A 21617-nucleotide genomic window follows, 5' to 3' on the forward strand; every position below is an offset into this window, starting at 1 on the left:
ACTCATTATTTCTGCAATATAAAGTTTTATTCATTAAATATTTTAACTAAGCTTCAAATATTGCATCTATAAAAAACATACTTATAAAGGTTACGTTTTAAGAATATATACTGTTAAAAAACTTTAAATTATGTCCATAGCTAAATTTATTTTAAAAAATATTAAAAAAATAGTTCTTAAATTCTTAAAAAAATTTAAATACTTTGCAAATATTTTAAAATTGCATTCAACTATAATTTATTAATAAATTTGTATTGAGTTATTAAATCAATAACATATATTAATTTAATTAAAAAAATATCTTTAAAAAAAATTTTTTAAAGAATTTCTTTATTTGTCTTTTTCAATACATATTTAATAAAATTATGAACCAAATTATTTAAGTAATTGGTGGCTTAAATAAATTTATTAAGAAATGAAACATTTAATTAAAATATGGTAATCATTACATTGCAAAGAGATAAATGCATAGGATGCAATTATTGTTCGGAGTTTGATCCTGAAAATTTCCGCATGTCTAAAAAAGATGGAAAATCTGTTTTACTAAGGTCTACTGAAAAAAAGGGTTTTTTCACTTTAAAAAATCCTGATAACAATTGTTTTGAGGCTGCAGATAAAGCGGCTAAAGCCTGTCCTGTTAAAATTATTTCCGTAAAAAAAATATGATTCATGTTAAAAAAAGAGGCTCGTAAGAATTTTCTAATGTTAAGATCTTTGCTTACTAAAAAGCAGGTATTATCTAAATCTGAGCAAATTTTTTTACAGTGGAAAAAATCCATTTTGTCCAACTACAATTCTTACCATATTTTCTTAACTATTTCTGACAAAAAAGAGATTGATACTTCTTTTATACTAAATTATTTGTGGGCTAATCAAAAAAAGGTTTATTGTTCCAAAGTACATCATAATTCTTTATTACATTTTGAACTTACTCCTGAAACTAAACTTGAAAAAAATTTGTGGGGAATCCCTGAACCGATAGATCAAGATAATATACAAATTAAGAATATAGATTGCATATTTACTCCTTTATTGGCTTATGATATTTTAGGAAACCGCGTAGGATATGGTAAAGGATATTATGACAACTTCCTTAAAAACCATCTTTCTTCTACTAAAGTTGGACTTTCTTTTTTTGAACCCTTGGATGTAATTAACGATATTTCAAGATCGGATATACCTTTGGATTATATTATAACTCCCAATTATTGTTCGGTTTTTCCAATTGAGGTAAAGTAAAATTTAAATTCCGATTTAAATTTTTCCGGATTCTTTTTTAAAATATAATTTGCTTGGGATCTCTGAGTAGAGAAATATTTTTTCTTATTATTATAATAATGAACCTTATAATGTACTACTCCTATTGAATCATTTAGAATAGTAGTGGTATCTGATTTTTTCTTTTCAAGTTCAATTGTAACATATTTTACCTTTAAAGAATCCAAATTATTCACAATTTTACTCACATACACCGTGTCTTTTTTAGGAAAATATCCTTTTAATTGTGAAACTATAAGAGTATCAATATCTTTGTTTGATTTATTTTCGGTTGCTAAAATAGCTAAATCATAAACTTCTTGTAACTTTTGTTCTGTTATATGTGATATTACTGCCAATGAATCCATTTTTTCAGAAGCATAATAATTTTTATTGTTATATTCTTTTATTTTAATGGGATCTTTTTCTCCTTCGTAATATTTTTCCTTCTTACAAGCTACAAAACCTATTATCAGAAAAACTATAATAATTTGAATTATATGCTTATTTTTCATTTTTTTGTATTTTGAATTTAATTAAATCTATTTTTTTGTTCTTATTAATCTGACTGTTAATCAGAATATAATTTTTGAGTGAGGTAGTAGGAGTAGTCATAAAGTCAATGTATTTTTTCTTATCCAGCACTTCAACACCAAATAATTCATTATCGTATACTTGATAAATAAGTGCATCATCAGCTATTAGTTTATTTAATTCTTCTTTTCTTTGTTTTATTAATTGCGATTTTTTATTTTCATCTGCATCGTTTACACCTGTTGAATAATAATATAACATAATAGCATAATCATCAGGTCTCAATTTGAAATTTCTATTATTCTCTTCTCCCTTATCTCTTATTTCTTTAAGTCCGACTACAAAAGATTCCTTTTTATACATCGGTGAGCTAATAGTCATTTTGAGAGTGTCTGTTGATGATCGATAGGTAAAACAACCGTTAGTAACAGTATAATATTCAGGAGATACTCCATTTTTTTGGATAATTATTTCTAATTTGGATTTTATTAAAGAGCTTCTATCGGCATCATAAAAACAAAACTTGAAGGTATTTCTATATTCGTAATATTTATCTATTGAAAAAACTACAACTAATAATGTGATCAATCCTAACAGTATATATATTAATTTTTTAATGCCAAACAAATGATTTTTATTTTTAGATACGTTTATGCCTAAAGATTCAGTTTGTATAGCTTCATCATCATAACCATTAGTTTTTACCTCTACATTTTCTAAAAAATTTTTTTTATCATCGCCAACGGTTTTGTTTATCAATGGCTCATTCGTTACATGTGAAGTTAGATTGTCTTGAGATATTTTAGATTGATATTTTTCCTGGAATTCTGTCCATCCCCTCTTATATCCACAATATTGAGTTAATAAATTGAGCATATCAATTCTGGGTAATTTTTCAAATGAAGATTTAAAATAGGTATAGAACCATTTTTCGCTAACGTTTCCTCTAACTTTTTGTCTTAAATGTTCTTGAAAATATATAATGTCTAATCCTTTCCATTTTGAGATGTCAGGATTTAAGGTAGGAAAATCTTCTAAAAAGGTTTGGGTAACCTCCTTTTTTAATTGCTCAAAAAGTATTTTTTCCTGACCTTTCATTTGTAAAATAATTTTAACACACTGATAATCAGTATATATTTTTTGTAAAATTCAAAAAACAGTTTTTACAAAAATATTACAAGCATTTGAATCTTGCAACAAAGTTTAACTCTCCTATATTTGTTTCTCTAATTTAAATTATATATAATTAAAAAAACTAAAAAATGAAAAAATTAATTTTAAACATTGCAGCTGTAACTGTTATTGCAACAACTTCTTTCATCGCATGTGATAAAAAACAAGCTAGTAGTGATGCTGCTGCTACAACTGATTCTACAGCAACTGCTGCTCCAGCTATTGATTCTACTTCGGTTGAAGAAGCTCCTCAAACTCAAGCTCCTGCAACAGATACAGTTAAAGCTGAAGCTCCTAAAGCTGAAGAAGCTGCTGCTCCTAAAGCTGAAGAAGCTGAAAAAGCAAAATAATTTGTTTAAATTAAACAAAATTCACAAAAGGTTACAACTTTTTTGTAGCCTTTTTTCTGAAAGTAAATTTTACTTTTTTAAAACTTAACAAAAACCTTAAGTGATGAATAAAAATTTTTTGAAATTTACTGCCATCACGTTACTTAGTATAACTAGCTCCTTCATTGCATGTGAAAATAATCATAAAAATAAAACCAATGAAACAAATTCCGTGCAAGGTCTAAATGCTCAGCCTCAGCAAGAAATTGCGCCGGCTCCTCCTATAGATAGTTCTGCTAACCTTAAGAACAAAAACAATCCTGCTATCCCGGGCATGAATGCTCAACCACAGCAAGAAATTGCTCCCAGCTCAGCATTAGATGAGAGCAACTAAAAAATAAATTAAATTTCAAAAAAAATCATTTAAAAATTTATCGTTATGAAAAAAACAATTTTAAACATCTTAACTATTGCTACTATTACTTCTATTTCTTTTATTGCTTGTGAGAAAAAACAAGTTAATCATGTAGATGCGTCTAGTTCTACTGCTGATTCTCTTGCAAAAGATACAGCAACTTTAGGTGAAAAAATTGGAAATTTTACCGATTCTGCTACCACTCATATAAAAGAAACAGCTCATGAAGCTAAAGAAAGCTTAGACAAGGCTGTAGATAAAGTTAAGGACGAAGCAAACGATCAAAACCATAATATCAAAGAAACAGCTAATAACGCTAAAGAAGGCGTAAAAAATGCTGCTGAGGATTCTAAAAATGATATTAAGGAGGCCACTAAAAAATAATTTTTGGATAAATATTTAATATATTTTCATAAAAAAGAGGCATTGGAAATCAATGCCTCTTTTTTTATATTCTTTAATTAATTTTATTACAAGGATCGTTTATCATTTAATTGATCGCTAACTTTTTGTGAAGCTACAAAAGAAGTAATTGTATTAGTTAACATATCACTTGCTGCACTCGGATTATTAGGCAGCAATATTAAATTAGATCGAGAACTGGCTCCTATGGAGCTTAATGTATCGTAATGTTGAGTAACCACAATTAAAGAAGAGGCCTCTTGTGAGTTTATATTTACTCCGTTTAATACTTTAACAGATTCCTCTAAACCTCGAGCGATTTCTCTCCTTTGATCAGCAATACCTTTTCCTTGTAATTGTTTACTTTCTGCTTCCGCTTTGGCTTTAGCTACAATTTTAATACGCTCTGCTTCTGCTTCATATTCTGCGGCAACCTTTTCTCTTTCTGCTGAATTTATACGATTCATTGCTTGTTTAACCTGCTCATCGGGATCAATATCTGTAACTAAGGCTTTCACAATGCTGTGTCCATAGCTCTGCATCGCTTCTTGCAATTCACTTTTAACAGCAATTGCTATGTCATCTTTTCTTTCAAATACATCATCTAACCGTAATTTAGGAACTTCAGCCCGAACTACATCAAAAACATATGAAGTGATTTGTTCAGATGGATTTTGTAATTTGTAAAATGCATCAAACACAGCCGTTTGAACTACTTGATATTGAACTGAAACTTTAAGGTGAACAAATACATTATCTTTTGTTTTAGTTTCAATCATTACATCCAATTGCTGGATTTTTAAATTCACTCTTCCTGCGATCATATCTATGAAGGGTACTTTAAAATTAATCCCTGCATTACGTGAAGAATTAAATTTTCCGAATCTTTCAATAATTACTGATGTTTGTTGCTTTACAACAAATATAGGCGCGCTTAAAAAGAATAATATAATTAGAACTAATAGCATTATAATACCCATAATTTATCAAATATTTTTAGTTTTATTGTAAACAAATATAAATAATTTTATTTTATCGTATCTTATTGTGGTCTCTGTCCCATCAACATTAAATATGACTTTAAAAAATCATCTATATTACCATTCATAACTGAGTCAACATCTGAAGTTTCAGTACCTGTTCGAACATCTTTAATCAATCGATAGGGCTGCATTACATAATTTCTTATCTGACTTCCCCATTCTATCTTCATTTTACCCGCCTCTATTTCGTCGCGTTTCGCATTTCTTTTTTCAAGTTCAATTTCAAATAAGCGTGATTTTAATAATTGCAATGCTTTTTCCTTATTTTGTAGTTGGGATCTACTTTCTGTATTTTCAATGATGATTTCTTTTTCTTCTGCTGTGTCTTCATCTTTATATTTATAGCGTAATCTAACTCCTGTTTCCACTTTATTAACATTTTGTCCTCCGGCTCCACTGGAACGAAACGTATCCCAAGAAAGCGATGCTTGATTAATCTGAATCTCAATGGATTCATCTACTAAAGGATATACATACACAGAAGCAAAAGACGTATGTCTTTTTGCATTAGAATCAAACGGTGAAATTCTAACCAATCGATGCACTCCGTTTTCTCCCTTTAAATAACCAAAGGCATAGTCTCCTTCAATCTCTAATGTTACTGTTTTAACACCTGCTACATCTCCGGCCTGATAATTAAGCTCTTTTACTTTAAAATTATGTTTTTCAGCCCACATAATATACATACGCATGAGCATACTCGCCCAATCACAGCTTTCGGTTCCACCTGCTCCTGCCGTTATTTGTATCACAGCGTTTAAATCATCTCCTTCAGATGATAACATATTTTTAAATTCTATATTTTCAAGCAAAGTAACAACTGCTTGATAATGAGAATTTATTTCATCTTCGGAAACATCGCCTGATTTAAAAAAATCGTATAAAACCACTAAATCTTCATATTGTGCGTTGATTTCTTGGTACTGTTCAACCCATTTTTTTTTGGCCCTTAATTGTTTTAATATTCTTTCTGCTTCTTTTGGATCTTCCCAAAATGAGGGATCTGCAGATTTTTCTTCTTCATTTTGTATTTCTACTTGCTTTTTATCTATTTCCAAGTACTCATACAAATCGTTTATCCTTGTCTGTAATTCTTTTAGATTTTCTTGAGTAATCATAAGTAATACAAAAATACAATGTAAAATTTTATAATTAAAATATCATATTCAATATATAATTCAACTTTACCGGGAGTTAAATTTTAATAATCTGATAAATTAGTTCTAAATTAAATAAAAATTGATAAATTTTGTTTGTAAATTTGTCTTCGTTTTAACAGAGTTCATAATAATTATATACCATAATGCCGAACATAACATTAATAAAAAAATGTGTTGTAAATAAGACATTTCATCCATGTATATGAGGGAAATATTTCTTTTCTTTTTTTAAATGAGCTTTAAAACTTATGAGTATAAATGAAGTAAGCTAAACCCTTTTTTTCTAAAAAAGTAATAATGATCTTTCTATTTTGTGAAAAAATGCCATTCCAATTGAACAAAACTAATTTACTAAGAAGATTTACGAACAAATTAAATGATATAATATAAAATGGAATTATTAAGTAAATTTTTTAAAGATTATCACCTTCAATTAATAGCAACTATAATTGTTATTATAGCGATATATTTTTTAAAACTTATTATAAATAAAATAATTTTAAAATATGGTAATCATACCCATATTAAAGAATTACGAACACGAGTAGTGATTAAATATTCAAGTATATTAATTAATATTTTGGGCTTTGTTCTTCTTATAACCATATGGGGAGTTACACCGGAATGGATATTTGCTACATTTGCCTCTTTTTTTGCAATTGTAGGTGTCGCTTTTTTTGCACAATGGTCATTATTAAGCAATGTAACTGCGGGCTTTATCATCTATTTCACTGTTCCATTTCGAATAGGAGACATTATAAAGATTATTGACAAAGATAATCCAATCACCGCAACTGTTGAAGATATTAAGGCTTTTTATGTTGTGTTACGTACTGATGATGGATTACCGGTGACTTTTCCGAATAATTTAATTTTACAAAAAGCCATATTAACTTTAAACGCATCCTAATGAAATTTATAAAAACCTTTAAATATGAGAAATTTTTTAAATCAATTATTAATTGTATTTACCCTTTTTATTACCGGGGTAACGTCTGCTCAAAATTTTAATTATTCCGGATTCCAAAATTTGAAAATCGGTGATATTCAAGGAGTATTACTTACCGATGGCTATTTTTACAATCCTTCTGTACAACCCGAAATGGCGCCTGTAGCAAAAGCCGAAGAGGTTAATAAAATACTTTTAGACAATTATTTACCAACCGATAAATTAGAATTGGCCTTAAATGTATTATTATTAAAAAAGGATAACCATTTAATTTTATTTGATACCGGAACGGGAGAGATTAATGGTAATGGCGGAAAATTGCTTAATGCCCTATCTGTGGTCGGTATTAAACCGGATCAAATTACAGATATTGTGATTACTCATGCTCATTTAGATCATATTGGAGGATTGGTTGCCAATAATAAACCGGTTTTTCCGAATGCCACTATTTATTTAACTAAAAAAGAATATGATTTCTGGACAGGCAAAAAACAAGATTTTTCAAAGTCTAAACGTTCAGGAAATGAAGCTGAATTAAAAGAAAGTATTAAAGTAATCAGTACTAAATTAAAATCGATAAAATCAAAAATTAAATTTATTAAGGATAAGGAAACTATTTTAAATTGCATTACTTTTTCATTAGCTCCGGGACACACTCCGGGACATATTATTTCAACTATTCGCTCCAACAATGAATCATTGGTGCATATTGCTGATTTAGTTCATTATGGAGCATTATTATTCCCACATCCTGAATGGGGAACATCTTTTGACTGGAATTTTGATTTGGCAGTTAAAACACGTATTTCCGTTCTTGATACTTTAAGCAGGGATAAAACCCTTCTTTTGGGTTATCATCTTCCTTATCCGGGTATTGGTTATGTCAAAAAAACAAATTCCAATAGCTTTCAATGGTTAACTTATCCCTTTTTGACTCCTTTACAATAATTATAAAGAAAGGCTATCCATTGATAGCCTTTTTTATTATTTATTTTTTAAGATTATGCTAAAGCTTTAGTAACCTCATTTGCCGCATCTTCTAAGGTAATAGCAGATATAACTTTTAATCCACTTTCATCAATCATTTTTTTAGCTATTTCTGCATTAGTTCCCTGTAATCGTACTATGATTGGCACTTTTATAAAATCACTCATATTTTTATAGGCATCTAAAATGCCTTGTGCTACTCTATCGCAACGAACAATACCTCCAAATATATTTACGAGTATCGCTTGTACTCTATCATCTGCTAAAATTATTCTAAATGCTTTTTCTACTCTTTCAGCGTCAGCAGTTCCCCCAACATCTAAAAAATTTGCCGGGTCTCCTCCTGAAAGTTTAATAATATCCATCGTTGCCATAGCTAATCCTGCACCGTTTACCATACAACCTACATTTCCTTCTAGTTTTACAAAATTTAATCCTGCCTCTCCTGCTAGTACTTCGGTCGGATCTTCTTCTCTTATATCTCTTAATTTTACATATTCGGGATGCCTGAAAAGAGCGTTGTTATCAATGGTAACTTTTGCGTCTACTGCCGCAATTTGATTATCTGATGTTTTTAAAACGGGGTTTATCTCGAATAAGGTAGCATCGCTTTTTATATAAGCTTTATATAATGCAGTCACAAATGTTACCATATTTTTATATGCCTCTCCGGATAATCCGAGATTAAAAGCAATTTTTCTTGCTTGAAAATTTTGTAAACCAACCGATGGGTCAATTTCTTCATTAAATATAAGTGACGGAGTTTTTTCTGCTACCGTTTCAATGTCCATCCCTCCTTCTGTAGAATATATAATTACATTTTTTCCTTTCACTCTGTCTAATAAAACAGACATATAAAATTCTTCAATTTTACCCTCTCCGGGATAATACATATCTTCCGCAATAAATACCTGATGAACTTTCTTACCATTTTTAGGTGTTTGAGGAGTAATTAGATTCATTCCTATGATTTCGGAGGAGATTTCTTTAACTTCATCCAAAGATTTTGCCAATTTAACTCCTCCTCCTTTTCCTCTTCCTCCTGCATGAATTTGAGCTTTTACCACCCACCATTTAGTACCTGTTTGATCATTAATGTCTTTAGCTGCTTCAACGGCTTTCTCCGGTGTAGTAGCAACTATTCCCCTTTGAACTCTTACTCCAAATGATGAAAGTATTTCTTTTCCTTGATATTCATGTAAATTCATGGCTTATTACTTTAGATTTATATTAATCTACTTCAATTTTTAAATGCTATAGGGACAAATATACAGATTTTTTAAATGAGATATTTATTAATTAGTAATGCAGTGATATAAATAAAGTTTCAAACATTTTCATTACAAATCTATATAGTTTTTTATAGCAAAAAGCGTTTCCTTTAGGTTATAGGGAAACGCTTATTTATATTTTAAATTTTATGAATTATTTTTTAATAAATCTATATTTTTTTATTCCGTTAGAGGTATTCATTTTTAGAACATATGAACCTGATTTTAAATTACTCACATTGATTTCATTGGATGATATAATAGTTCTATTGATTACTTCTTTACCTGTAAAATCATATATAGTAACGGATTTTACTATTAAATCTGTATTAGATTTTATGTGTAATATATCATCAACCGGATTTGGATAAATACTTATTTCGCCGTCATTATTTGCATTTTCTTCTACTGAACGACTTTTAACATTAGTTACAGTAATAGGAAGATAATTTACTTTAGCTCCATCTAAGGTTTGCCATTGTTGATTTTCATTTTCACGAGCGAAAATTCTAATACGGTAATTTCCATTAGGAATATTATTCGGAATAGTTAGATATATTGAATATGAAGGATAATAAGTGTTTGTTCCTAAATTTATAGCTTGTTCAGAAAGAATATATTTAATCTCATCATTTTCATTAGTTAAAGCAATTGCAATTTTTCCTATAAAATCTTTACATTCACTATTTCCGAAAGAAAATTTGGTATAAATGGTATTACCCGGATTTACTTGATTTTTATCCACATAAAACGGAGTGTCATCAAACATAGAAAGATTATGTGATTTTATACCATTTAAAACTTCAATTATGCTGGTATTATTTACGTTTGTTGCTGTTCTTATAGCAATATATTTATCTCCTTTTTTCTCAACAACTTTTAGTTGATATTTTCCAGATGGTATATTACTATTTATAGAATAATAATTATAATTAAAATTAAGTGGATGAGTGCCTTCATTTAATATTGATACAATATCCCCACTCAAATTACACAAAGCCATATAAAAATTTTGGTCATTTATTGTATTTTCAATTCCTATACTATATATTTTATGTAACTCTGTAAAACATTCTTCTTTATAAACTTTATTTTTTGAAATTGTAAAATCATTTACAAAATATCTGGTAACTTTACTACCTCCTTCATTAGGTTTTATATTAATTCCTATCGATTGCTGATATTTATATTCTAAAGGCGCGTTGGAATTATAATATCCGTTTTGATATCCTCCCCATCCAAAATTAAAATGTAATAATCCATTGGAATCGTATCCATCACAAACAAATGAATGTCCACCATTTCCACTTTGTCCGGAGTAAATAATAGGTCTATTATTATTTAACTCTTGATTTATAATATTATCCCATTCTTCATCACTTATAATTATCTCATTTACATTGGTGTAATATTTACCTCTTACAATATAATCTATACTTTGGTCATAATCAAAATAGGTGTATAAAGCTTTTAATGCATCTTCAGCATATGCTCCACTTTCCATAATACCATACTGCATTTTAGCACTTGCTCCCACATGATACATTAAAAGTGCAACAGCATTTGCTTGTTGGTTGGTATAAGAAATGTCATAATTATTTAGCATATTTGCCCATTGGTAGGTATATTTTGAAAGGTCAATTTCAGGAATATTATATACCTGTTTATTGTAAGAATCTGTGGTTTGATAAGCAGGAATTTTACCTATTCCTGATTTAGGATGTTGGTGAAATTTCATGATCTGAGCCGTAGCTGTTGCTACACAACCGGTATAAACTTCATAAGGAATTAGGTTATTATAAGGCGCATCTTGATTCCAATTGGTTTTGATGAGAGGTTGTAATTCCGTAGATTTATTGATTTTAAAAGTTTTTTTGCCACTTCTGTATTCTTCCCATTTCAATTTTATTTCTTTTGCTGCTTCCGTTGACTTATTAAACGCTTGTTGCATACCCATTTCTATAGATTTCATCCAAGATTTGAAATTCTCCGGAAGATGGTTTACATCATAAGATCCGGTTTTTGAATACCCGATAATGGGATAATTAATGTCGTCTGCAGAAATAATTATAAAGCCTTGATTATTTCCTATGTTATATACATAGTAATACTTGTCTGTTAAACCTTTCTTATTTTTAACATCATTATTTAAGCTTGTATAAACTAAATTAATTTCCAATTTAGAATTCTTTTTCATGATGTAAACATTATTGTTTAAAAAATTTTCGGCAACATGTTTTGCTTCTATCTGATCTATTTGTTTAGACCAAAGCAGTAGATTACCTAATGTAAATAGTAGTAAAAAAGATATAAGTTTTCTCATAATAAAATTTTTTAATTATATTCAAATATAATAAATTAAATAATTATTACCTCATTATAAAAATTAAATTAAATATTTTATAACTTTAAAATTAATACACAAAATTATAATTATCAATTTTTTATTTTTTTTAAATATTCATGTTCTTATTAATCTTTTTACAAAAAAGGGCGAAGAAAACTCTCCACCCTTTTTTTAATTTTATATGTTTTACTGATAATTTAAGTAAAAGTTATTTTTTAATAAACTTATATTTCATTATTTCTTTAGACATTTGAATATTTATAATGTAAGCTCCCGAACTTAATGAACTCACATTTACCCCATTAGAAGAATCTATATTGCCACGCAATACTTCTTTACCTGATAAATCAAAAATTGAAATGGATTTATTTTGTTGTTCTGAATCAGATTTAATATATAAAATATTTTTAACCGGATTAGGATAGATTACAAATTCATTTTTTTCATTCTTTAAATCTTCTATTCCCAGTTTGCCATTTACAATAGTTAGGGGAAGATAATTAACGGCTGCTCCTTCCAAGTATTGCCATTCTTGCCCATCATTTTCACGTGCAAAAACCCTGATTCGATACGCTCCATTAGCTATATCATCCGGTATGTAACCTGAAATTATATATGATCCATAGAAATAACCCTCTCTTAAATTATTTATTAAATCTTTTCCAAGTATATAGATCAATTTATCCTCCTCATTAGTCAAAGCTAAAGCTATCGTTCCATTAAAAGGTTTACATCGATTATTTCCAAATGAAAATTCTGCTTGCAGGTAATCTTTAGGTTTAGCTTGCCTTATGTTAGCCGTAAGAACTTTATTATTTAATAAATTAAGATTATGCGATTTAACACCATCCAGTAATTCAATTATACTTGTATCATCTACATTTTGAGCCGTTTTAACAGGAATATACGTTTCTCCTTTCTTTTCCACTACTTTTAAACGATACTTCCCCGCTTTAATAGTACTGTTTAGCGTGTAATAATTATTGTTAAAATTAGAAGGATGATTACTTTCATTAAGTAGAGCTACCATTGTATTATTAAGATCATATAAAGCCATGTATTGATCTTTATATATAATCGTATCTTCTATACTTATGTTGTATAAATCATGTTTTTCTACAAAACATTCATCTTTATATACTTTATTTTTAGAAATCGTAAGCTTATTTACAAAATATCTATTGACTTTTTCGCCTCCTTCATTGGGTTTTATATTAATACCTATACTTTGACCATATTTATATTGTAATGGGGCATTTGAATTGTAATATCCGTCTTGATATCCTCCCCATCCAAAATTAAAATGTAAGAGTTCGTTGGAATCGTATCCATCACAAACAAATGCATGCCCCGATCTATTTTCCGTACTTCCTGAATAATAAATAGGTCTACCTTCATTTAATTCTTTTATTATGATAGAATTCCATTCTTCATCACTGATAGGTATTTCATTAAAATCACCTAAATAATATTGGCCTCGAATTATATAATCTACACTTTTGTCATAATCATAATAAGTATACAACGCTTTTAGTGCTTTCCGGCTAGAAGTCCCGCTTGCTTTTACTCCATATTTCATTTGAGCACTTGCTCCTATATGATACATTAAGAGTCCTACAGCCTTTGCTTGTTCATTAGTATAATTGGGAGTAGGTGAATTATAATATTCATTTAACATATTTGCCCAATCATACTCGTATTGATTTAAATCTATCTGGGGAATATTATAGATTGCATTGTTACTTGGATCTTTGGTCTGATAGGCCGGAATGAAACCAGTTCCTTTGTTGGGATGTTGATGAAATTTCATAATCTGTGCTGTAGCCGTTGCTACACAACCGGTATAAACTTTATAAGGTATTTGACTATTATAAGGCTCATCTTGATTCCATTTTGTTTTAAGTAAAGGCTGGAGCGGGGTAATCCTGGTATTTATGCCCTTATTTGAATTTCTATACAATTCCCATTCCTTTTCAATTTCTTTGGTAGGTTTGATTGAATTATCAAAAGCTTGTTGCATACCCAATTCTACGGTTTTCATCCAAGATTGGAAATTTTCCGGAAGATTGGCTGCATCGTAATATCCGGAATTGGAATATCCTATGATCGGATAATTTATATCGTCTGCTGAAATGATTATAAAGCCTTGCTTTACTCCAATGTTGTAAACATAGTAATATTTTTGAGAATGATTTTTCTTTAAGTTATTTATTTCATTCTCTGCCGTATAAACTAATTGTAATTGGAATCTTTGACTTTTTTTTAGGTTAGAAAATTGGTTATTAACAAAATTTTCTGCAATATGTTTTGCTTCCTCTTGATCTATTTGCTTAGACCATAAATATAAATTACTAAATATAAATAATAGTAAGATAGATAATAAAAGTTTTCTCATAATAAAATTTTTCAGTTATCCTCAAATTTAATAAAATAAATAATTATTTATTTTATTATTTTTAAAAAATATATATATTATATTAACATACTAAGTAATTAGACAACAATATGTCATATTTTTAATCAATTTTATTTTATAAAATATAATTTTTTTAAACCATAAAAAAAGGGTGAAGAAAATTCTTCACCCTTTTTTAAATTTTATATGTTTTACTGATAATTTAAGTAAAATTTATATTTTAATAAATTTATATTTCTTTATTTCTTTAGACGTTTTAATTTTTATTATGTAAGCCCCTGAACTTAATGAACTCACATCTACCCCGTTAGAAGGATCTATATTGCTTTGCAATACTTCTTTACCTGAAAAATCATAAATTGAAATGGATTTAATTTGTTGTTCCGAGTCAGATTTGATATATAAGATATTTTTAACCGGATTAGGATAGATCACAAATTCATTTGTTTCATTTTTCAGTTCTTCTATTCCCAGCTTTCCATTTACAACGGTTAGAGGAAGATAATTAACGGCTGCCCCATCCAACAATTGCCATTCTTGACCATCATTTTCACGTGCAAAAATCCTGATTCGATATGCTCCATTAGCAATATCATCCGGTATGTAACCTGAAATTGATATATTATATTTATAATTGCCTATATCTAATTTAGTAGACATTTTTCCAATTATATATTGCAATTTGTCTAAATCATCAGTCAAAGCTAAAGCGACCATTCCATTAAAAGGTTTATATAGACTAATGATTGAAAATTTAACTTGCAGAGGATCTTTAGGACTGACTATGTTGGCATTTGCAGACAATGGAGTCTTATCGTATAAATTTATATTATGTGAATTTGTAAATTCTTTAACTTCAATTATATTATTATCCCCAATACTATTATCTGATTTTATAACAACATATTCATCTCCTCTTTTTTGTACTAATGTCAATCGGTATTTTCCGGCAGAAATATCTGTTCCAATTGAAAAATATTTTTCACCATAATTTCCTATAATTGATTTCATTTTATTTTCATTAAAATCAAATAAAGCTATATATATATCATCAAAATTTGATTTATGTAATCCAATGTTGGCTATTTTATACTTCACTTCAAAGAACTCATTCTTTGATACTTTATTTTTAGGAATTGATAATTCTTTTACAAAATATCTAGCTATTCCTTGACCTCCTTCATTTGGTTTTATATTTATACCTATCCCTTGATCATATTTATATTCTAATGGGGCATTTGAATTGTAATACCCGTCTTGATACCCTCCCCATCCAAAATTAAAATGTAAGAGTCCGTTGGAATCGTACCCATCACAAACAAATGCATGTCCTGAATTTTTGTCCGTACTTCCTGAATAATAAACGGGTCTTCCTTCATTTAATTCTTTTTTTATTATCTCCTCCCATTCTTCATCACTTATAATTATATTTAGATTAGCATAATAATTTCCTCTTGCGACTAAATCTAGGCTTTTATCATAATCAAAGTACGTAAACAATGATTCAAGCGCATCTTTGCTAATAGCCCCACTTTCATTTACTCCATACTTCATTTTTACACTTGCTCCAATATGATACATTAAGAGCCCTACAGCCTTTGCTTGTTCATTGGTATAATTAGGAGTAGGTGAATTATTATATTCATCTAACATATTCGACCAATCATATACGTATTGTTGTAAATTTATCTGGGGAATATTATAGATTGCATTGTTACTTGGATCTTTGGTCTGATAGGCCGGAATGACATCAATTCCTTTTTTAGGGTATTGATGATATTTCATAATCTGTGCTGTAGCCGTTGCTACACAACCGGTAAGAACTTCATAAGGAATTTGACTATTATAAGGCTTATCTTGATTCCATTTTGTTTTAATAAGCGGTTCTAGTGCGGTAAGTCTGGTTTGGATACTTTTTTTTGAATTTCTATACAATTCCCATTCCTTTTGAATATCTTTGGTAGGTTTGGTTGAATTATCAAAAGCTTGTTGCATACCCAATTCTACGGTTTTCATCCAAGATTGGAAATTTTCCGGAAGATTTGCTGCATCATAATATCCGGAATTGGAATATCCTATGATCGGATAATTTACATCGTCAGCTGAAATGATTATAAAGCCTTGATTTGCTCCAATATTATAAACATAATAATACTTTTCGGAATGATTTTTCTTAAATTTATTGACTTCATTATTCTCTGCCGTATAAACTAATTGTAATTGGAATCCTTGACTTCTCTTTAGGTTGGTAAATTGATTATTTATAAAATTTTCAGCAATTTGTTTTGCTTCCTCCTGATCTATTTGTTTAGACCATGCCGGCAGACAATTAAATATAAATAATAATAAAAATAAAAAAATTCTCATAGTGATTTGTTTAAAAATTATATTCAAATGTAATAAATAAATGCATTTATTATGTTGTGTTAATTAATTTATTTGACACATTTAAATTTATATATCTTAAAAAATACTCGTAACAATCACATTTTTAATGGAATAAAATTTTACCATAAATTGAAAATAATTTTGATTTTTTTTTATTTTTTAAACCATGCTTGATAAAAAGTTTTTTTATACTTATAAAAAAAGGTTGAAAAAATCTTCCAACCTTTTTTTAGACCATTATTTATATAATTTAACTTTTGTAATAGGTGTAATAAAATATTATTATATTGAATAAATTATTAAAAACTAAAGTGTCTCGTTTAACCATTTAAAAAATTCTTTTTGCCAGATTATACCATTTTGGGGTTGTTGAACCCAATGGCTTTCTTCCGGAAAATACAAAAGTCGACTTTTTATACCCTTCAATTGCGCTGCTTGAAAAGCTTCCAGCCCTTGAGTATAAGGAACTCGATAATCTCTTCCCCCGTGAATAATCAATATAGGAGTATCCCAATTAGAAACTAATTTAATAGGATTAAATTCTTTGTAAGCTTTGGGTTGAGGATTTTCCCAATAAGATCCTCCAATATCATAATTGGGAAAGAATATTTCTTCGGTTGATCCATACATGGATTCTAAGTCAAATACCCCACAATGTGAAATAAAAGTTTTAAATCTTTTCTTATGAATACCTGCTAAATAATAAACCGAATAACCGCCATAACTGGCTCCTACAGCACCTAAACGATTTTTGTCCACATAGGGTTCTTTTGAAACTTCATCAATAGCAGATAAATAGTCTTTCATAGGTTGTCCTCCCCAGTCACCTGATATCTCTTCGTTCCATTTCACGCCGAAAGAAGGCAATCCTCTTCGATTGGGGGCTACAACAATATAACCATTGGATGCCATAATCTGAAAGTTCCAACGGAAACTGTAAAATTGAGATACCGTACTTTGAGGCCCTCCCTGACAGTATAATAAAGTAGGGTATTTTTTATTTTTATCAAAATCAGGAGGAAATATTACCCAAACCAACATTTTTTTTTCGTCGGTGGTATTAATCCACCTTTCTTCAACTATACAACTTTTTATCTTTTGATAGAGTTCATCATTTACTGAAGTTAACTTAGTTTCTACTCCGGTTTTAATATTTACTTTATAAATTTCAGACGCATGATTCATGTCTTGACGCTCTCCAACCAAATAATCTCCGGTGATACGTATACTAATATAATCATGCTGACCGTTAGTAATTTGTCTAATTTTTTTTGTTTTGATATCTAACTCAAAAAATTGTTTAGTAGCATTGATACCGGCCAAAAAATAAATTTTCTTTCCATTTTTAGCCCAAACATAGTCGATTACCGTATTATCCCAAGTTGAAGTTAAATTTATTGTTTTTTGAGTAGCCAAATCATAAATTTTCAGATCATTCTTATCTGCCTCATATCCGTCTGTTTTCATTGACAACCACGCCAACACTCCACCTTGTGGACTAAACTTAGGGTTAGTATCATATCCTTTATTTTCAACAGTTAAATTTTGCGTTTGTTGTGAAAATATATCATAAAGGTATATATTCGTGTTGGTTGAAATTGCATCTTGAGTTCCGAAAAGTTTTTTGGATTGGTAAACTAAATATTTACTATCCGGAGAAAATGAATAACCTTCGGAATTATATTTTTCATCCTTATTGATATCCACCAAACTTCCGTTTGTACTACCAATGAATATATGTTTAAATTTTCCGTCTTTCCAGGTATCCCAATGTCTATACATTAAATGATCATACACTTTCACATCTGATTTTTCCATTGTTGGATATATATCTGTGCCTAAAACTTTTTCTAATTTCACCGATTTTGATATGGCAAAATGGTTGGAATTATTCGCATAAAGTAACCCGGAATGAATTTCGTTTTCTTTATTTATTTTTTCTGTTTTCTTAGTTTTTAGATTATAAGAATAAATATCATCTCCCACCGAATATATAAATTCATTTTGTGAATGAAAAGACAACGCTTTTTCCTTGTCTTTACTTTCATTAAGTCTGATAATTTGCCCATCTAGATTTAGATGATATAAATCTCTGGTACTGCTGTTTTCATCAACATTATAATATTGAACTCCATAAATAATGTCTCCGGTATCATTTACAGCGTCTATAGATACCCTACCTAAACTCCAAAGTAATTCAGGAGTCAAATTTTGTTTTTGTGCCATAGTAAAAATCCCAATTAGAATTGATACAAGTAAACTACTTTTTCTCATTACTAACTCTTTCCGTTTTTTGAAATAATTTCAAAATTAACATTTTCTTAAACACTTATTTCATTACTTCTTAACTTTAATCAGATTTATGGGTAAATTAATAGTCATTATTTTTATATTGGCACAATTATTTCAAGATAATATAGTTAATATAAATATTTTGTAATCATGGCAATTTTAGTATTACTGAGACACGGTCAGAGTGTTTGGAATCTGGAAAATAAATTTACCGGTTGGGTTGATGTAGAATTATCCGACAAAGGAAAAGAAGAGGCTAAAAAAGCCGGCGATCAGCTTAAAGGTTTACATTTTGATTATGCCTATTCATCTGCTTTGAAAAGAGCTCAAGAAACATTACAAATCGCGTTGAATGAAGCCGGAATAAAAAATGTACCCACGAAATTTGATAAGGCATTAAATGAAAGAATGTATGGAGATCTACAGGGTTTAAATAAGGCTGAAACAGCTAAGAAATTTGGTGATGAACAAGTTCATATTTGGCGAAGAAGTTACGATGTTGCTCCACCTAATGGAGAGAGCCTTAAAGATACTGCAGAAAGAGTAATTCCTTATTTTGAAAGTGAGATAGTTCCAAAAATTAAGGATGGAAAAAATATAATCATAGCTGCACATGGAAATAGTTTACGTGCTTTAGTTATGTATTTAGAAAAAATGACTCCCGACGAAATTATAAAATTTGAATTAGCTACAGGAGTACCCAGACTCTATGAATTAGATTCCAATTTACACGTTTTAAAGGTTAAAAATCTCTAATATGTGTTAACTTCTTATGAAATTAACAAAATTATATTTTTTAAGCTAGCTTAAAATAAAAATATTAAAAAAAGTTCTTTTCATAGTAAGTTATTCTCTTCGAATAGCTTTTCTCAAATATTTAACTAAACATATGGTCCTGATTTCAATTGAAATCAGGACTTTTATTTTATTCTTTTATTCCTTATGAGTTTTAATTTTTAATAAAAATTTCATCAACAAACTATTCAAATTAAAAGCTTTTATATACGTATTTTTAATAAAAAATGGCAAGTTTTCGCATATTAAAAAAACTATATTATATACCAATTTTTATGTTGTTATGAGTTGTATTAATATACTTGTATTTTTATTCGATATATATTTGCAATTTACTATATCTTTTTATACATTTACAAAATATAAAAACTTTATCATACTACATTAGATCACATACTTTTGAATAACCTAATATTGTCTAATTAGGTGTCTCCAACAATTACTTAGTAAAAAACGAAAGTCCTATCTTATAACCATTTAATTCACCTCCTTATCATAGTTGAAATTTATAAGTACTGCATTGATCTGTGTACTTTCTTAGTGATTGATATGAATTGACTATGGTATTGATTGGATTAGACACGAAAACAACTAGTTACGAATTTCAAATGACATTCTGTGTCTTTGAATAAAAATAATCATTTTATTAATGATGTAGTTAAAATTAGAGGTATCATAAATTTAATAAACATGGTTGATCATAAATTACAATTATTTTTAGAGAAAGTTTTATTATCCCAATGGGAGAATAGAATACAATTTAAACCTGAAATGAAATTATATGAAGATTTTGGATTAATTGGACATGATGCAAATGATTTTCTTACATATTTTACGAAAGAATTTAATGTAACGATTAGCAATGAATTTAAATTTAACGAAAGGTTTTATCCTGAAACCTATTCTGCTTTAGATATATTAAAAAGTATATTTAATAAAATCGTAAATATCTTTCTTTATCAACGATTAATTTATGAAAAAGAATTAAAGGATCTTAGTATAAAAGAATTAGAATTAGCTATTGAAAGTGGGGTGCTATTATAATACAATTGATTTTACCAATAACTATATAATATTAAAAAATGATATTTTGCTTCATTTATTGTTATTCTAAACCTTTTAAATAACAAAAGGTCTCTATATTAAATAGATTTGAGCATTGGAGAATTATAAGAGGTCATTAAATCAAATAGCAAATAAACATTATAAAATTTTACAATTAATTTATTCATAATTTTTTCTTACTTTCTGAAATGACAATTAATTTACATAAAAAAAGGCTTAAATTACCAAAAGTAACTTAAGCCTTAGATTAGTAGCCCGTAGGGGAGTCGAACCCCTCTTGCCAGAATGAAAATCTGAAGTCCTAACCGATAGACGAACGGGCCTACTATTATTTTTATTTACGCTAATGCGTTAACGTGCTTGTTTAATTTAGATTTCAAGTTAGATGCTTTATTCTTATGAATAATATTTCTTTTTGCTAACTTATCAATCTGAGAAAAAACAGCCGGTAATTTACCTACCGCTACAGTTTTATCTGTTTCAGCTCTTAATTCTTTAATAGCTGTACGAGCTGATTTATGATAATACTTATTACGTAATCTTCTTACGTGATTCTGTCTTATTCTTTTTATTGCTGACTTATGATTTGCCATTTTAATTCTTTCTTTTCATTATCTATTTGCGGTGCAAATGTAATTATTTTTTACAATCCTACAAATATACTTTTTCATTTAATTTGTTGTAGACCCACAGGGATTCGAACCCCGACAAACGGTACCAAAAACCGGTGTGCTACCGTTACACCATGGGTCTGTACCAACAAAAAAACCTTAACTGAAAAAAATCAAGGTTTT

Annotated in this window: 19 protein-coding genes and 2 tRNA genes; 9 read left to right on the plus strand and 12 right to left on the minus strand. The window is 28.7% G+C overall.

Translation table 11 applies throughout. The features are described 5' to 3' along the window. Nucleotides 1-435 precede the first annotated feature (435 nt). A complete protein-coding gene (locus tag G8C43_RS05940) occupies nt 436-666 on the plus strand; it encodes a ferredoxin (protein WP_105296827.1) in 231 nt (76 codons plus the stop codon). 3 nt (nt 667-669) lie between these two features. Beyond that, entirely contained in the window at nt 670-1239 is a 570-nt protein-coding gene (locus tag G8C43_RS05945) for a 5-formyltetrahydrofolate cyclo-ligase (protein WP_166004769.1), read from the plus strand. On the opposite strand, the gene G8C43_RS05950 is transcribed toward G8C43_RS05945, so the two are convergent. Together G8C43_RS05950 and G8C43_RS05955 are read right to left on the minus strand one after the other, a co-directional pair. After that, nucleotides 1206-1772, minus strand: a complete 567-nt coding sequence (locus tag G8C43_RS05950; protein ID WP_160541661.1) for a hypothetical protein — start codon at nt 1770-1772, stop codon at nt 1206-1208. The two genes, G8C43_RS05945 and G8C43_RS05950, sit on opposite strands and share 34 nt — an antisense overlap. Next, the gene (locus tag G8C43_RS05955; protein WP_166004771.1) at nt 1762-2889 is read right to left on the minus strand and encodes a hypothetical protein; all 1128 of its coding nucleotides are present in this window, start codon (nt 2887-2889) and stop codon (nt 1762-1764) included. The genes G8C43_RS05950 and G8C43_RS05955 overlap by 11 nt, the downstream gene beginning before the upstream one ends. A gap of 164 nt (nt 2890-3053) precedes the next feature. Between G8C43_RS05955 and G8C43_RS05960 the strand changes: the two genes are divergently transcribed. From G8C43_RS05960 to G8C43_RS05970, 3 genes are all read left to right on the plus strand, one after another. After that, the gene (locus G8C43_RS05960; protein WP_166004773.1) at nt 3054-3314 is read left to right on the plus strand and encodes a hypothetical protein; all 261 of its coding nucleotides are present in this window, start codon (nt 3054-3056) and stop codon (nt 3312-3314) included. A gap of 211 nt (nt 3315-3525) precedes the next feature. Beyond that, the gene (locus tag G8C43_RS05965) at nt 3526-3687 is read left to right on the plus strand and encodes a hypothetical protein (protein ID WP_166004775.1); all 162 of its coding nucleotides are present in this window, start codon (nt 3526-3528) and stop codon (nt 3685-3687) included. A 45-nt stretch (nt 3688-3732) separates the two neighbouring features. Beyond that, nucleotides 3733-4092: a hypothetical protein gene (locus tag G8C43_RS05970; protein WP_160541657.1), complete on the plus strand. Its 360-nt coding sequence runs from the start codon at nt 3733-3735 to the stop codon at nt 4090-4092. Nucleotides 4093-4178: 86 nt separating this feature from the next. On the opposite strand, the gene G8C43_RS05975 is transcribed toward G8C43_RS05970, so the two are convergent. Together G8C43_RS05975 and prfB are read right to left on the minus strand one after the other, a co-directional pair. Further along, nucleotides 4179-5090, minus strand: coding sequence for an SPFH domain-containing protein (locus tag G8C43_RS05975; protein WP_160541656.1), 912 nt, complete (start codon nt 5088-5090; stop codon nt 4179-4181). Between the two features lie 62 nt (nt 5091-5152). Then, the gene (gene prfB, locus G8C43_RS05980; RefSeq protein ID WP_166004777.1) at nt 5153-6271 is read right to left on the minus strand and encodes a peptide chain release factor 2; all 1119 of its coding nucleotides are present in this window, start codon (nt 6269-6271) and stop codon (nt 5153-5155) included. Nucleotides 6272-6704: 433 nt separating this feature from the next. Between prfB and G8C43_RS05985 the strand changes: the two genes are divergently transcribed. Together G8C43_RS05985 and G8C43_RS05990 are read left to right on the plus strand one after the other, a co-directional pair. Then, nucleotides 6705-7223 carry a mechanosensitive ion channel domain-containing protein gene (locus tag G8C43_RS05985; RefSeq protein ID WP_160556889.1) on the plus strand — a complete coding sequence of 173 codons (519 nt, stop codon included), beginning with the start codon at nt 6705-6707 and terminating at the stop codon, nt 7221-7223. 24 nt (nt 7224-7247) lie between these two features. Next, nucleotides 7248-8210 carry an MBL fold metallo-hydrolase gene (locus G8C43_RS05990; protein ID WP_166004779.1) on the plus strand — a complete coding sequence of 321 codons (963 nt, stop codon included), beginning with the start codon at nt 7248-7250 and terminating at the stop codon, nt 8208-8210. Between the two features lie 53 nt (nt 8211-8263). Here G8C43_RS05990 and sucC read toward each other — a convergent pair whose 3' ends face one another. The 5 genes from sucC to G8C43_RS06015 all read right to left on the minus strand — a co-directional run bounded on the left by sucC (nt 8264) and on the right by G8C43_RS06015 (nt 18945). Continuing rightward, nucleotides 8264-9457: an ADP-forming succinate--CoA ligase subunit beta gene (gene sucC, locus G8C43_RS05995; protein ID WP_166004781.1), complete on the minus strand. Its 1194-nt coding sequence runs from the start codon at nt 9455-9457 to the stop codon at nt 8264-8266. Nucleotides 9458-9674: 217 nt separating this feature from the next. Next, nucleotides 9675-11843 (minus strand): thiol protease/hemagglutinin PrtT, encoded by a 2169-nt coding sequence (locus G8C43_RS06000; RefSeq protein ID WP_166004783.1) that lies wholly within the window; start codon nt 11841-11843, stop codon nt 9675-9677. 232 nt (nt 11844-12075) lie between these two features. After that, nucleotides 12076-14262: a thiol protease/hemagglutinin PrtT gene (locus G8C43_RS06005; protein WP_166004786.1), complete on the minus strand. Its 2187-nt coding sequence runs from the start codon at nt 14260-14262 to the stop codon at nt 12076-12078. A 234-nt stretch (nt 14263-14496) separates the two neighbouring features. After that, nucleotides 14497-16650, minus strand: coding sequence for a thiol protease/hemagglutinin PrtT (locus tag G8C43_RS06010; RefSeq protein ID WP_166004788.1), 2154 nt, complete (start codon nt 16648-16650; stop codon nt 14497-14499). A gap of 327 nt (nt 16651-16977) precedes the next feature. Beyond that, nucleotides 16978-18945, minus strand: coding sequence for a S9 family peptidase (locus tag G8C43_RS06015; protein WP_166004790.1), 1968 nt, complete (start codon nt 18943-18945; stop codon nt 16978-16980). Between the two features lie 168 nt (nt 18946-19113). On the opposite strand from G8C43_RS06015, the gene G8C43_RS06020 reads away from it, so the two are divergent. Together G8C43_RS06020 and G8C43_RS06025 are read left to right on the plus strand one after the other, a co-directional pair. Beyond that, nucleotides 19114-19719, plus strand: a complete 606-nt coding sequence (locus tag G8C43_RS06020) for a 2,3-bisphosphoglycerate-dependent phosphoglycerate mutase (protein WP_166004792.1) — start codon at nt 19114-19116, stop codon at nt 19717-19719. A 657-nt stretch (nt 19720-20376) separates the two neighbouring features. Continuing rightward, on the plus strand, nt 20377-20802 hold the full coding sequence (locus G8C43_RS06025) for a DUF1493 family protein (RefSeq protein WP_166004794.1): 426 nt from the start codon (nt 20377-20379) through the stop codon (nt 20800-20802). Nucleotides 20803-21074: 272 nt separating this feature from the next. Here the strand turns inward: G8C43_RS06025 and G8C43_RS06030 are convergent. The 3 genes from G8C43_RS06030 to G8C43_RS06040 all read right to left on the minus strand — a co-directional run bounded on the left by G8C43_RS06030 (nt 21075) and on the right by G8C43_RS06040 (nt 21576). Then, nucleotides 21075-21146 (minus strand) — tRNA-Glu (locus G8C43_RS06030). Nucleotides 21147-21161: 15 nt separating this feature from the next. Then, nucleotides 21162-21416 carry a 30S ribosomal protein S20 gene (gene rpsT, locus G8C43_RS06035; protein WP_105296844.1) on the minus strand — a complete coding sequence of 85 codons (255 nt, stop codon included), beginning with the start codon at nt 21414-21416 and terminating at the stop codon, nt 21162-21164. 89 nt (nt 21417-21505) lie between these two features. Beyond that, a tRNA-Gln gene (locus G8C43_RS06040) sits at nt 21506-21576 on the minus strand. Between the last annotated feature and the right edge of the window lie 41 nt (nt 21577-21617).

It is taken from the genome of Apibacter sp. B2966 (assembly GCF_011082485.1).
Classification (GTDB): domain Bacteria; phylum Bacteroidota; class Bacteroidia; order Flavobacteriales; family Weeksellaceae; genus Apibacter.

Bases quoted from the DNA above. Each gene is read 5' to 3' on its own strand.
- G8C43_RS05940 (WP_105296827.1), top strand. From the start codon at position 436: ATGGTAATCATTACATTGCAAAGAGATAAATGCATAGGATGCAATTAT.
- G8C43_RS05945 (WP_166004769.1), top strand. From the start codon at position 670: ATGTTAAAAAAAGAGGCTCGTAAGAATTTTCTAATGTTAAGATCTTTG.
- G8C43_RS05950 (WP_160541661.1), bottom strand. From the start codon at position 1,772: ATGAAAAATAAGCATATAATTCAAATTATTATAGTTTTTCTGATAATA.
- G8C43_RS05955 (WP_166004771.1), bottom strand. From the start codon at position 2,889: ATGAAAGGTCAGGAAAAAATACTTTTTGAGCAATTAAAAAAGGAGGTT.
- G8C43_RS05960 (WP_166004773.1), top strand. From the start codon at position 3,054: ATGAAAAAATTAATTTTAAACATTGCAGCTGTAACTGTTATTGCAACA.
- G8C43_RS05970 (WP_160541657.1), top strand. From the start codon at position 3,733: ATGAAAAAAACAATTTTAAACATCTTAACTATTGCTACTATTACTTCT.
- G8C43_RS05975 (WP_160541656.1), bottom strand. From the start codon at position 5,090: ATGGGTATTATAATGCTATTAGTTCTAATTATATTATTCTTTTTAAGC.
- prfB (WP_166004777.1), bottom strand. From the start codon at position 6,271: ATGATTACTCAAGAAAATCTAAAAGAATTACAGACAAGGATAAACGAT.
- G8C43_RS05985 (WP_160556889.1), top strand. From the start codon at position 6,705: ATGGAATTATTAAGTAAATTTTTTAAAGATTATCACCTTCAATTAATA.
- G8C43_RS05990 (WP_166004779.1), top strand. From the start codon at position 7,248: ATGAGAAATTTTTTAAATCAATTATTAATTGTATTTACCCTTTTTATT.
- sucC (WP_166004781.1), bottom strand. From the start codon at position 9,457: ATGAATTTACATGAATATCAAGGAAAAGAAATACTTTCATCATTTGGA.
- G8C43_RS06000 (WP_166004783.1), bottom strand. From the start codon at position 11,843: ATGAGAAAACTTATATCTTTTTTACTACTATTTACATTAGGTAATCTA.
- G8C43_RS06005 (WP_166004786.1), bottom strand. From the start codon at position 14,262: ATGAGAAAACTTTTATTATCTATCTTACTATTATTTATATTTAGTAAT.
- G8C43_RS06010 (WP_166004788.1), bottom strand. From the start codon at position 16,650: ATGAGAATTTTTTTATTTTTATTATTATTTATATTTAATTGTCTGCCG.
- G8C43_RS06015 (WP_166004790.1), bottom strand. From the start codon at position 18,945: ATGAGAAAAAGTAGTTTACTTGTATCAATTCTAATTGGGATTTTTACT.
- G8C43_RS06020 (WP_166004792.1), top strand. From the start codon at position 19,114: ATGGCAATTTTAGTATTACTGAGACACGGTCAGAGTGTTTGGAATCTG.
- rpsT (WP_105296844.1), bottom strand. From the start codon at position 21,416: ATGGCAAATCATAAGTCAGCAATAAAAAGAATAAGACAGAATCACGTA.